10 protein-coding genes are annotated in these 11,958 nt (G+C 66.0%); 5 read left to right on the top strand and 5 right to left on the bottom strand.

The window, feature by feature from the left end; all coding sequences use genetic code 11:
* Window positions 1-41: 41 nt before the first annotated feature.
* The 3 genes from CHB74_RS16775 to CHB74_RS16765 all read right to left on the bottom strand — a co-directional run bounded on the left by CHB74_RS16775 (window position 42) and on the right by CHB74_RS16765 (window position 3,393).
* On the bottom strand, window positions 42-1,130 hold the full coding sequence (locus CHB74_RS16775) for a GNAT family N-acetyltransferase (protein WP_089220752.1): 1,089 nt from the start codon (window positions 1,128-1,130) through the stop codon (window positions 42-44).
* Window positions 1,127-2,707 (bottom strand): glucosamine inositolphosphorylceramide transferase family protein, encoded by a 1,581-nt coding sequence (locus CHB74_RS16770; RefSeq protein WP_089220751.1) that lies wholly within the window; start codon window positions 2,705-2,707, stop codon window positions 1,127-1,129. Before CHB74_RS16770 ends, CHB74_RS16775 begins: the two co-directional genes overlap by 4 nt.
* A gap of 77 nt (window positions 2,708-2,784) precedes the next feature.
* A complete protein-coding gene (locus CHB74_RS16765; protein ID WP_089220750.1) occupies window positions 2,785-3,393 on the bottom strand; it encodes a polysaccharide biosynthesis/export family protein in 609 nt (202 codons plus the stop codon).
* Between the two features lie 309 nt (window positions 3,394-3,702).
* On the opposite strand from CHB74_RS16765, the gene CHB74_RS16760 reads away from it, so the two are divergent.
* Entirely contained in the window at window positions 3,703-4,449 is a 747-nt protein-coding gene (locus tag CHB74_RS16760; protein WP_245842988.1) for a sugar transferase, read from the top strand.
* 21 nt (window positions 4,450-4,470) lie between these two features.
* Here CHB74_RS16760 and CHB74_RS22075 read toward each other — a convergent pair whose 3' ends face one another.
* The gene (locus CHB74_RS22075) at window positions 4,471-4,629 is read right to left on the bottom strand and encodes a hypothetical protein (protein ID WP_218821453.1); all 159 of its coding nucleotides are present in this window, start codon (window positions 4,627-4,629) and stop codon (window positions 4,471-4,473) included.
* Between the two features lie 166 nt (window positions 4,630-4,795).
* Between CHB74_RS22075 and CHB74_RS16755 the strand changes: the two genes are divergently transcribed.
* The 4 genes from CHB74_RS16755 to CHB74_RS16740 all read left to right on the top strand — a co-directional run bounded on the left by CHB74_RS16755 (window position 4,796) and on the right by CHB74_RS16740 (window position 10,806).
* The gene (locus CHB74_RS16755) at window positions 4,796-6,001 is read left to right on the top strand and encodes an outer membrane beta-barrel protein (RefSeq protein ID WP_179220885.1); all 1,206 of its coding nucleotides are present in this window, start codon (window positions 4,796-4,798) and stop codon (window positions 5,999-6,001) included.
* A 5-nt stretch (window positions 6,002-6,006) separates the two neighbouring features.
* A complete protein-coding gene (locus tag CHB74_RS16750) occupies window positions 6,007-8,136 on the top strand; it encodes a GumC family protein (protein ID WP_179220884.1) in 2,130 nt (709 codons plus the stop codon).
* 92 nt (window positions 8,137-8,228) lie between these two features.
* The gene (locus tag CHB74_RS16745) at window positions 8,229-9,269 is read left to right on the top strand and encodes a glycosyltransferase (RefSeq protein WP_089220773.1); all 1,041 of its coding nucleotides are present in this window, start codon (window positions 8,229-8,231) and stop codon (window positions 9,267-9,269) included.
* A 67-nt stretch (window positions 9,270-9,336) separates the two neighbouring features.
* Window positions 9,337-10,806, top strand: coding sequence for a hypothetical protein (locus tag CHB74_RS16740; RefSeq protein ID WP_089220747.1), 1,470 nt, complete (start codon window positions 9,337-9,339; stop codon window positions 10,804-10,806).
* Here the strand turns inward: CHB74_RS16740 and CHB74_RS16735 are convergent.
* Complete coding sequence (locus CHB74_RS16735) at window positions 10,784-11,953, bottom strand: glycosyltransferase family 4 protein (RefSeq protein ID WP_144033832.1); 1,170 nt, start codon at window positions 11,951-11,953, stop codon at window positions 10,784-10,786. The genes CHB74_RS16740 and CHB74_RS16735 overlap by 23 nt on opposite strands.
* Between the last annotated feature and the right edge of the window lie 5 nt (window positions 11,954-11,958).

Below are 11,958 nucleotides of genomic sequence, written 5' to 3'. Positions count from 1 at the left end.
GCTTAGGGAGGCCTACTAAGGGAGTAGCAGCGCCACCCGGATCAGGGCCGGCTGGGGAGCGCAACGCCCGAGATCAGGCGTGCCACGGCCCGCTGGGGATAGCTTTCCATGCGGCCCAGCGGCAGCTTTCCGGCCAGCGAAACCAGCGCCTGCGACGCGTGTCGCACGCCGGCAGCAAGACTGCCGGCGCGCGTCATTGAACCCTCGCACAGGGTGACCGCCTGGTTCGCGAACAGTTCCTTGTAATGATTGTCACCACGCCCGAAATCGAAGGTGGCAATGCCCTCCCCCTGCGCCGCGCGCGCGCACTGGTCGATCAGGTTGATGCCGGGCGAAAGGTTGTGCGCTTCGAGATCGTAAGACGGATACCACCAGTGCCACACGCCGGCGGAACGCATGCCGAAATGCGCGGCGACCAGCCTGTCGCCGGCATGCATGGTGCTGAACACCCCGGCCAGATCGGGCTCATCGGTCGCCCGTATCCACTCCAGCACGGTGCGTATCCATCCATAGCTGAAATCGGGACGGACACGGAGCCGGGCATGGAGCGCGCGCCGCATCGCCCAATGTTGGGCAAAGGCGTTGTCGCATGGATCGTGGGTGGTGAAGCGGATCGGCCCGAGCTCCGCTTCCGTCTTGCGCCATCGCCGTCGCATCTGGGCCTGGGCCTTGGTCCAGGATGGCGACGCCTTGCGGCCATTATACGCATCGTATCCGTCCCCAAGATCCATCTGCGGCGAATTGGAGAAGGCCCATGCCCCCTCCCCCGTCACGCCGATCGACACCGGCAAGTGATTGAAGTCATACGCCGCGATCTTCGCCGCCTGCAGAAGCAGTTTTGACGAAAAGGCCCGCCCCGCCTGAAGGATCGGCCCATGATAATCGTTGATGTGCCCGCCAATCGGCTTGCCGACATCGCTGCGGGTTCGATGGAAGGGTAGGAAGCCGACGACCTCGCCAGCATCCTCGATCACCGCGACGCGCGCATCGTCACGCGCAAGGCCGACCGCGCGGGTGAAGCTCGCCGCGTAAAAGGGGCTGCGATAGACCGGGTTCGATGCGCGCAGGACATTCCAGCGCGCGATGAGGCCGGCATCGAGTTCGCCCGGATGGATCAACCGCGCCTTCATCGCCTCGGTCTCCGTGATCGCGGCCCCTTACCGGGCCATCCGCCATGCCGCTTGCGGACATCGATGACGATCGTGCCGGATCGCACGTCGAGATGATGGCAGCCGGTGATGCCCGGTTCGAAATCCGGCTCGATCCGCCGCACCAGCGTTTCCGCATAGTCGTCCGGCGTGAGGCGATCGATCCGCATCAGGTTCAGGCCGTGGCCGTAGGTGCCGTGCGAATTATCCTGCGACGGCCGATAGCGGATGCCGTGCCGCTCGAAGATCCGGCCACCGTTTCGCGCCGTGCGGGAATCGAACACGACGGGATTCAGCGGATGAGGGACGAGCGTTTCGAGCCCCGGGCCGCTGGCCATGAACAAATGGAGCTCGCTGTTCATCTCCTCGAACGGATCGGTCGAGATGTTGGTGAACAGCCACCACCGGCCGTCGATCCGGGTCAGCGTCGAATCCGACGCCGCCGTCCCTTCCAGCGCGGTCGCCTGACGTTCCCACCGATCGGGGAAGGCGACGCAGCGCCAGATTTCGATCCGCCGGGCAGCACAGCTTTCCGGCATCATGAACAGCGACCCGCCGTCTTCGAACAGGAAGGGAAAGGACAGATGATAATCGGTGCGCAGCGCAACGCGAACATCAAGCAGCCGGCCATCCACAAGGCGGCCGACGCCGATATGCCCCCTATGGGTGGCATAATCATAAACCTCGAAGAAGCAGTGCAACTGGCCGTCGCGATCCCACAGGAAGGGATCGGCATAATAAGCGTTCCCCTCCGGTAGATGGTCGATCGCGGCCGATGGGTCGAAACCGAGCGGATCGCCGCCGATGGTTTTCAGGAAGAACATCTCCGGGCGCAGCCGAAGCCGTGCGCGCGCCCCTTCGGCAACGCGGTTGAGCGCGAGGGCAGACAGGCGGTGCGCATAATGCAGCGCATCCCCGCCGCTGACCGGCGCAGGCTCTGCTGGCACCGGTCCATCATGACGGTGGATGGCGCCGGCTCGCTGCACACGCATCAACTCGCGGACAATCAACACGCCCGCCTTCTCACGGATGAAGAGGTCACTGCGCGTGGCCGCCGCCTTGGGATTGAGCGTGCCGGTGGCGATCACCACCGGTTCCGCCTGACCGGCCATATGCGCGCACAGGCACATCGGGATGACCGGCTGGCGATCGACCAGCGCCCGGAGGCCCCTCTGTCCCGGATCGGCGCGCCACGCATCGACGAACCACAGGCCATGGCGCGCCAGTTCCGGCGGGCAGGAACGCCCGCCACCCGTGGACAGATCAAGGATCACGTCGAGCCCGAGCGCGGCGATTTCCGCCCGGTCCGCCAGCGCGAAGATGGGAAGCCGATCGCGCAGCGCCGCATAAGCGGGGCAATGAGCGGGTTCCGGCCGCGCCGCGACCGCCTGCTCCAGCGCATGCCACGCGCGCGCCAGTGGATGATTGCGGCGGCACGTTACGGCGGGCTCGATCGCCACGCACAATGCAAGCTCGGGCACTTTGCATATCCGCTCCAGCAACCGCTCGGCCCAGGGTTCGGGCGTAACCGGCGTGTCGAGGATGACGCCGATCCGCATGGGCGGCCGGTCGCGCGGCGCGGGGCGCAGGTCCGCCGCCGGTTCGGCGACGGCTGCCCCGTGCAGGCCGTCTCGCTTCAGAAAAACGCCTCCTTGACGATGATGGTATCGCCCGGGAGGATGACGAGCGGCTCGCCATTCAGCTTGATGGTGCGGCTGGCGGCCCAGCCCGAACGCTGAAGAACGATCGTGCCACGGCTGGCACGCGGGGTGAACCCGCCCGCCTTCGCGATTGCCTGGTGGAAGGTAAGGCCGCCTTCATAAGGATATTCGCCCGGCTTGTTGACCTCACCCAGCAGATAGACCGGCCGATGCGAAAGCACGTCGACCGCGACCTTGGGGGCCAGCACGAAGCCGCCTTGTTCAAGCCGGGTCGAAATGGCGCTGGCCAGTTGCGTCGGCGTCTGCCCTGCCGCCGGCACTTCGGAGATCAGCGGCAGCGTGACCGTGCCGCCGACCCCCACCTCATATTCGGCGGTGAGCGTGGGTTCGCCAAACACGGTCACCCGCAGATGATCGCCCGAAGCCAGCCGGAATTCCTGCCCGACCATGCGGTTTGCATCGGCGACCGAGGCGACGCTGCTGTCGGACGACGCGCAGCCAGCTATGGCGAGGCACATCAGCGCGCCAAGCAGCGCAGAAAATAAGCGGGCGATCGGGTTGGTTGCGCCAGACTGGAGCAGCATCGGTCCACTCTCCGTTGCTCGGTCACGCCGGCGGCCCAGTCAGGCCGGCCCCCCGGGAGTCCCATTCCGTACGGGACGACCATACGCCGTCACCCGGGAGCGAAAAATTACCATTGAGTGGCGGGTGCGAGCAGACGACCTAGCTCCTTGGGGTAGGCGCGACCCTAGTCCGATGCCCGATTGCCCCGACGGGCCCGTTAGCGAACTCTAACCGTCTCACGCGGCTTGCCACCCATCGTGGTGCGGCGGCGGGTTTAGTAGCTCCACCGGACTGGATTTTCGATGGCATCCGCGAATTCAGACCCTCAGGTGCTGGCCATTACCAGCTCTCCGAATGGAGAGAGGCTCTGCGCCGGACCGCGTATCGTTGACCGGACGGTCGACGACCTGGTGATTATCGACTTCTGCAGGCATCGCGGTGACCGTGCCTTCGCGGAAGGGCCGGGTGGCGGGCGCGCCAGCCGCATATTCGATGTCATAGTGGCGGTTGCGTTGCTGGTCCTGCTGCTGCCGGTGCTGCTGCTGCTCGCGGCCGTCATCTACCTGACGGATCGGGGGCCGGTGACATTCGCGCACACCCGCGTCGGCCGTGGCGGCCGGCCGTTCGCCTGCTACAAGTTCCGGTCGATGCACATCGGCGCGGAGGAGCGCCTCCAGTCCGTGCTTGCCGCCTGCCCCGAACTGAGGGAGCAGTGGGAACGCACCCACAAGTTGCAGCGCGATCCACGCATAACGGCCATCGGCGCATTGCTGCGGGTGACCTGCCTCGACGAGCTTCCGCAACTGTTCAACGTCATCCGCGGCGACATGAGCCTGGTCGGCCCCCGGCCGATCATTCGCAGCGAGATTGTCCGTTATGGCCGCTGGATCGACTACTACTATCGGGTTAGGCCGGGCCTGACCGGGGTGTGGCAGGTGACCCGCGACGAACATACCAGCTACCGGCGCCGGGTCGCAGCCGATGTCGTCTATGTCCGCTCGCGGAGCTTCTGGTTCGATTTGCGGATATTGCTGGCGACCATTCCGGCCGTGATGCTCGGCCGGGGCGCATGTTGACCGGTGGGCGACGGTGACCGGCTACGCCACCGCCCATGCCAGCAGAAGCCACAGGAGCGCGGCGAGGGGCAGCGCGACAAGCAAGCCACGGCCAAAACTGCGCCGTTCGCCCGACGCGAGCGCGCGGGCCTGCTCGCGCTCCTCACTCGACCTTGACCAGAACTCCTTCATCGAAACCACCAATCCGTTGCCACAGCGCCTCGCCGGGAAAGCGAGGCCGCTCCCGTTGGCCCTCGCCGCCTATCTGCACCGCTGTTCACCGGATTGGAACCCCCCCGCCGTCTGCAATGACAAAGCGGTCCGGGTTCCACGGCGCGCATCGGCGTGGATTACGGCAACTGCCATCTTGTTCATTCCTGGCACGTCCAACGCACAGCCATGGCAACTGGGTCCACCCGAAAGCCTGCTGGCCCCCGCCACCCCCACCGGCATCCGCGTGGGCACGCTGATCGCGCTTCCCCAGATCGGCGTGGACGGCCGGTATGACACCAACATCTTCAACAGCACCGAAGACAAGGCCGACGATCTTGTCGTGGTCGTCGATCCCTCACTCACGCTCAACAGTGATTGGGCGCGCCACGCCGCATCGCTCTGGCTGGCGGCGGAGATCCGCAGCTATGCCGACAATACCGGTGAGAACAGCACCCAGCTGTTCGGCGCCCTTTCCGGCCGGATCGACCTGGGCGACCGGCTGACGGCCGCGCCGGCCGTCTCCATCGCCCGCCGGATCGAGGGGCGTGGCACGTTCGGCGACGAACTGACCGACGAGCCGATCTCCTATGTCCACAAGCAGGCCCAGTTCCGCCTGGCGCGCACCGGCGGCCGGCTGGAGGTGGCGCTGACCGCGCAGGCCGCCGATTATGACTATGAGGATTCGTCGCTGAACGGCGTGCCCATCGACCTGTCCTATCGCGATCTGGGCTATTATGCCGGCAGCGCGCGCGCCGATTTTCGCGTGTCATCCCGCGTCGGTTTCTTCGTGTCCGGCACGGTGGACAAGTTCGATTACCGCCTCCAGACCGCGCAACCGCGCGATTCCAAGGGCTACTCCCTGCTCGGTGGGGCGACCATGCGAGTCAGCGGCCTGCTCGAACTGGAGGCCGCGGTCGGGTTCGTCCACCAGAATTTCGATGATCCGCTGGCCAAGGATTTCAGTGGGTTCGATTTCCATGTGGCGGGCAAGTGGACGCCCTATCCGCGGATCGCCGTCGCGGTCGAAGGCCGCCGCAGCGTCGAACGCAGCCCGACGATCGAAGCGGCCGGCGTGATCGAGACGCGCGTCGCGGTCGGCGGCCAATATGCGCTTGGCAACCGAATCCTGCTGGGGCTTCAGGCGGGCTATGTGAGCGACGATTTTCGCGGCGTCGATCGCCACGACCGCCGGCTGACGGGCGAGGCGACGGTTGAATATCGCATGTCGGCGGCCAGCGCCTTCGCCGGCGTCGGATATCGCAAGCAATGGTCGAGTGGCGTCGACGGCATTCCTTACAGCGGAGCATCCTTCCGGCTGGGCGTGAAGCTCCATTCGCCGTCGCGGCTCTTTCGAGGATAGCGGCCATGAACTCCAACCAGATCGTCAGCACGTCCGGCGGCCAGAGCCGCGAGGTCAGCACCGCCGCCCCCACCCTTCTCGTCCAGTCCGACCGGCTGGACCTGAGCGGCACGGTTTCCTTCTTCCGGCGAAGGCTTCGGCTGATGGCCGCGATCGTCGCGCTTGCCGTGCTGGCAGGCGCGGCCATCACCTTCACCCGCCCGACGCTCTACACCGCCAGTTCGGTGGTCAGCGTCGAAACGCCACAGGACGATCTTGAAACCGTGGCGGCGGCAACCGCGACGCCAACGCCGACCGACGGCTATATCGGCACCCAGGTGGAGATCATCGAATCCCGCCAGCTCGCGACACAGGTCGCGCAGGATCTTGGCCTGTTGAAGGGCCGCAGCGAGGCGGAGCAGCGCGCGGCGATCGACGAGTTGCAGCGCAACGTCACGGCCTTTCGTCGCGGCGAAAGCTACACGATCGAAATCCTCGCCAGCTCCGCCGATCCGCGCCATGCCGCGCTGGTCGGCAACGCTTATGCCGAACAGTTCACCCGGTGGGAGCAAAGGGCCGAACGCAATCGCAAGCGAAAGACGATCGACCAGATCGCCGTGCGGCTGAGGGATCTGCGCGCGCAGGCGCATGCCGATACCGAAAAGCTGCAGCATTATCGCATCGCCACCAACATGCTGAGCACCTCCGGCGCGTCGCTCGCCGAGCAGGAAATCTCCGGCTACAACCAGGCGGTCACGACCGCGCGGGCCGAAGCCGCCGAGGATCAGGCGCGGCTGACGACGGCGCAGGCGCAACTGCGCTCGGGCTCCACCGGCGACGATGTCGGCGAGGCGCTCGGTTCGGTCGTCATCTCCGCCCTGCGCGCCCGCGAGAGCGAGGTCGGCGGCGAGGTTGCGCGGCTGCGCGCGCGCTACGGCCCCAACCATCCCGATCTGATCCGGGCATCGGGCGAGCTGACCGAGATCGAGCGGCAGATCGACGCCGAAATCGGCCGCGTCATCTCCAACCTGCAGGCGCGGCAGCGGGTATCGCAGCAACGGCTGGCATCGCTGACCGGCAGCCTGTCGGCCGCCCGCCAGAAGCTGTCGCACAATAATCAGGCGATGGTGGGGCTGAGCGAGTTCGAGCGGCAGGCGCAAGCCTCGCAGGAATTGTACGAGGCCTATCTGAACAGCTACAAAAAGCTGCTCGCGAACGAGGATCTCGGCCGCCCCAACGCCCGCATCATCAGCATGGCGGTCGTGCCGACAGTGCCGAGTTCGCCCAATGTGCCAATGAACATGATCCTGTCTGTCGTGATCGGCATCGGCCTTGCGCTGGTGGCGGCGATCATCGCGGAATCGCTGTTCAACGGGGTCACATCGTCGGACGATGTTCAGCACAAGCTGGGGCTGCACTTCCTTGGTTCGATCCCGCTGCTGGAATCGGTCAGCAAAATGCGTCAGCCGGTGGCCGCGATCATCGCCGAGCCGCGATCGGCCTTCACCGAATCCTTCCGCTCGCTCCGCACGTCGATCGAACATGCGATAGCGTGGCGGCCGCAAGTGATCGCCGTCACCTCGGCACTGCCAAGGGAAGGCAAGAGCACCATTTCCGCCTGCCTGGCCGAAGTGCTGGCGATGGGTGGAGCGCGGACGGTGGTGGTGGACTGCGACTGGCTGGCACGCGGCACCAGCCGGCTGCTGGATCTGGCCCCGGATCGCCCCGGACTGATCGAACTGCTCGACGGCCGATCCACATTGTCCGACGTGCTGGTAGAGGGTGCGTCGAACCTGTCGATCCTGCCGGTGGGGGCCGCCAGCGGCGACCCCGAACCCCTGCTGACGGGCAACGAGTTCGAGCGGCTGATCCAGGAACTTCGCGGGCGCTTCGAATATGTCGTGCTCGATCTGCCGCCGATCCTGCCGCTGGCCGCAACCCGGATCATGGCCGGCCGGGCGGATGCCACCATCATGGCGGTGCGCTGGCGGGAAACCCCGATGTCGGCAGTGCGCGCGGCGATCGACCAGATGCCGTTCGACCGGGTCAACCTGATCGGCATCACGATGAGCCACGTCGATATGCGCCGCGCCCGCCAATATGGCAGCAACGATGTCGTCGGCTATTATTATCAGCGCGGGGTGCAGGCGCAGTGACCGTGCAGCTCGCCGGTCAGCAGGAACGCCACCCCTGGCCCCCGCCCCGATCGCGCCGCCGGGTGGCGATCGTCCATTACTGGCTGGTCGCGATGCGCGGGGGCGAGCGGGTGCTCGAACGGCTGCTGCGCCTCTATCCCGACGCCGATCTGTTCACCCATGTTTATGATCCCTCGAAGATGTCGGCGGACATCCGCAATGCGCGGGTAACGACCAGCTTCATCGATCGCCTGCCGATGTCGCGCCGTTTCTATCAATATTATCTGCCGCTGATGCCGATGGCGCTCGAAGGGCTCGATCTGCGCGGCTATGATTTGGTGATCAGCAGCGAGGCCGGACCGGCCAAGGGGGTCATCACCGACCCGTCGAGCCTGCACGTCTGCTACTGCCATTCGCCGATGCGATATCTGTGGGACCAGTATCACACATATCGCGAGCATGCCGGCATGCTGAACCGCCTCGCCATGCCGTGGCTATGCCACCGGCTCCGGCAGTGGGACATCGGCTCGAGCGCGCGGGTCGATCGCTTCGCGGCCAACTCCACCTTCGTCCATGATCGCATCCGCAAGGTCTGGCGCAGGGAGGCCGAGGTGATCCATCCCCCGGTCGAAACATCGCTGTTCACGCCGTCGGTCGAGATCGACGATTATTATCTGTGGGTCGGGCAATTGGTGCCCTACAAGCGCCCGGATCTGGCGGTCGAGGCATTCAGCAAGGCGGGCCTGCCGCTGCTGATGGTGGGCGACGGCCCGATGGCGAAGCGGCTTCGCGCCAGCGCCGGGCCCAATGTGCGCTTCATCGACCGGATGGACTTCGCCGCGTTGCGCCGCGCTTATGCCCGCGCCCGGGCGCTCGTCTTCACCGCCGAGGAGGATTTCGGGATCGTGCCGGTGGAGGCCATGGCATCCGGCCGGCCGGTGCTGGCTTTTGGCCGGGGCGGCGTTCTGGACAGCATCGTGCCCGACCAGACCGGCATCTTGTTCGACCAGCAGGACACGCCATCGCTGCTCGACGGTATCGCCCGGCTCGAAGCATGGCTGCCGGATTTCGATCCCCGCCGGGCGATTGCCCGCGCCAGCCTGTTCGCCCCCGAACATTTCGACGCCAAGATCCTCGCATTGACGGGGGAGTGACGCCGATGCCCGCCCTCCCCCCGGCCATGGTGCGCGGCCCGGACGGGCCATCCGGGGGAGCGGCGCGATGAGCCTGACCATCATCGGCATCATCCAGCTGGCGATCGGCGTCCTGTTGCTGCTCTTCGGGCAGCTGCGCTCGATGTTCCTGTTCCTTCTGCTTTCGGGGCTGTTCGGTGGATCGGCGTCATTGCTGCTTCCGGCGCTGGGCGGATCATCCATGCCGCCGGTGCAGTTTGCGCTGATGTTCGTCTATGCCCGGCTGCTGCTGCCCGGCGGAGGACAGCTGAGCAAGATCAGCGATGCGTTCCGCGCCAATGTCGTCCTTGCCCTTTTCACCCTCTATGGCGTCGCGGCGGCCTTCGTCGCGCCGCGCATCTTCGCCGGTGCGATCAACGTCACGCCGCTCCGGCCTGCCCAATGGGTTGGCGGGCTATTCTATGTCGAGCCGCTGCAACCATCGTCCCAGAACATCACTTCCGCCGTCTATCTGGTGACGACGCTGCTCGGCGCGGTTGCCGCTTATGTCGTCTGTCGTGGCCGTGGCGGCGCGGACATGCTGGTGCGCGGGGGCGTGATCTGCGCCTGGATCCATGGCGCATCGGGCGTCATCGAAGCGGCCACGCGGGGCACGCCGGTTTCGGCCGTCTTCGAATTCGTCCGCAACGCCAATTACTCGCAGGTCCAGCAAACGGTGGGCCAGTTTATCCGGATCAACGGCTTCCTGCCCGAGCCGGCGGCCTATGCGGCGGTGGGCTTTACCTGGTTCGTCTTCACCAGCGAATGCTGGTACCGATCGATCCGGCCGCGTTCTACCGGCGCGGCGGCGATGATGCTCGGGCTGATCCTGTTCTTCAGCACATCATCGAGCGCCTATGTCGCCCTTGCGGCCTATGCCGCCTTCTTCGTGCTCCGCCTGATCATCAGCCCCCATCAGCTCGATTCCCGTCGGCTGGGTCAGGTGGGCATGATCGCGCTGGCCGGCGTGCTCGCCACGGCGCTGGCCATGGCGATGAGCCCGCAGGTGATGGCCGCCATCGGCGACATGGTGAGCGACATGACGGTGGGCAAAGGGCAAAGCGAATCCGGCGAACAGCGCCTGTTCTGGGCGATGCAGGGCTGGCACGCCTTTCTGGCGTCGGGCGGGCTGGGTGTCGGGCCGGGCAGCTTCCGTTCTTCGAGCCTGCTGATGGCGATCCTGGGCAGCATGGGCGTGATCGGCATTGGCAGCTTCGCCTTCTATCTCGGCGTGGTGCTGCAGCCGATGCGCGCCTCGACCTGGAAACCGGTGACCGACCCGGCGACCGCGATCAGCGCGGCGGCCGGCTGCACGGCCGTGCTCACCCTGATCCCGCCCATGTTCACCTCGCTGACCGCCGTACCGGGGATGGATTTCGCGATCTTCGCGGGCGCCGCACTGGCGCTGAGACCCGCGCTTGAAGCGCACAGGCGGCATCCGAGGATCGTCAGGAGGGCGGCCATCAGCGAAGCGGGTGCAAGCCCCGATGGGACGCTCAGTTCAGCATCGCCGCGATAAAGTCCTTCAGTTTCCGCCGATCACCTGCTTCAAGAAAGCGTGCATGATAATCGCGCGCGGCCCTGGACGCCGCCGCCAATGCTTCCGGGTCGTCGAGCAGCTTCTCGACGGTTTCGCGGTCGAGCGGCAGGACGCAATGTTCGAAACCCGGCGGCAGGCCATCCCGCGAATGCGTCGACGCCAGCACCGGCCGGCCATGCGCCAGCGCGTCGACCATCTTGATCTTGAGCCCCGTCCCTTCCACCGGCGATAGAACGGCCCTGGCGCCGGCATAGACGGGCGCGAGATCGTCGACGAAGCCGAGCAGGTCCAGCCCCGGCCATGATCTCGCCAGTACCACCACCTCCGGCGTTGCGCAGACGCGCCCGGCGATCGCGATCCGCCGCCTTTTCAGCCAGACGCGGTTATCGGCGAGGTAAGTGCAGATACCCGTCACATTGAAGATGTTGTCAGACCCCACGAACAGCAGGTCGTGGTCATAGACGTGGGATGCAGCGGCCGGGGCAGCATCGTCGGGCTCGTCATAGCTGGGCACCCAGAAGGTGGGCGTTTCCGTCACCAGCGTCCGGAAGATCGATGCATCGACCGGGGAGATCGCGATAATGCCGCAAGCCCGTTCGAGCACCGCCACTTCGCTGCGCAGCTTGCCGACCGCCCGCAGCCCTGCGGCCGACCGCCCGGCCCGCCGGCAATAATTCGCGAACTTGATGTCATGGGTTTCGACCAGCGAATTGAAACGAAAGCCGTTCAGTGCCGCATAGGTATCGACGGTGTTCATGACGAACAGATAGCGATCCGCCTCCTTCGCCATCTTCCGGTAGTTCGCCGTCGCCGATCCGACCGTCCATCGCAGGATCGCCGGTGCCGCCGCCGGCGCGAAGGCAAGCGCCGCATTCTTGAGCCGGCCAAGCAGCCGCACGGCGCGCGGCGCGTGATCGAGAATGAGGTCGACGCCGGGGAAACGCACCTCGAAGCGGGCGATCGCCTCGTCCGTCCACGGATCGACCGGATGTTCGTAATGGCTGTAGACGGCGGTGCCCGGAAAACACCCCGCAAGGAAAGCGACCAGATCAGCGGTCCGCCGGTGGTATCCACAATTCAGCGGCGTGAAATCGCCCCGGACGGCGACCACGAGCTTTCGGCTCACGAATG

The organism is Edaphosphingomonas laterariae, assembly GCF_900188165.1.
Lineage (GTDB): Bacteria > Pseudomonadota > Alphaproteobacteria > Sphingomonadales > Sphingomonadaceae > Sphingomonas_E > Sphingomonas_E laterariae.
Note: the sequence above shows the minus strand (reverse complement) of the source record. Positions and strands in the feature narration are given on the sequence as shown.

Bases quoted from the DNA above. Each gene is read 5' to 3' on its own strand.
- CHB74_RS16775 (WP_089220752.1), bottom strand. From the start codon at position 1,130: ATGAAGGCGCGGTTGATCCATCCGGGCGAACTCGATGCCGGCCTCATC.
- CHB74_RS16770 (WP_089220751.1), bottom strand. From the start codon at position 2,707: ATGCGGATCGGCGTCATCCTCGACACGCCGGTTACGCCCGAACCCTGG.
- CHB74_RS16765 (WP_089220750.1), bottom strand. From the start codon at position 3,393: ATGCTGCTCCAGTCTGGCGCAACCAACCCGATCGCCCGCTTATTTTCT.
- CHB74_RS16750 (WP_179220884.1), top strand. From the start codon at position 6,007: ATGAACTCCAACCAGATCGTCAGCACGTCCGGCGGCCAGAGCCGCGAG.
- CHB74_RS16745 (WP_089220773.1), top strand. From the start codon at position 8,229: ATGCGCGGGGGCGAGCGGGTGCTCGAACGGCTGCTGCGCCTCTATCCC.
- CHB74_RS16740 (WP_089220747.1), top strand. From the start codon at position 9,337: ATGAGCCTGACCATCATCGGCATCATCCAGCTGGCGATCGGCGTCCTG.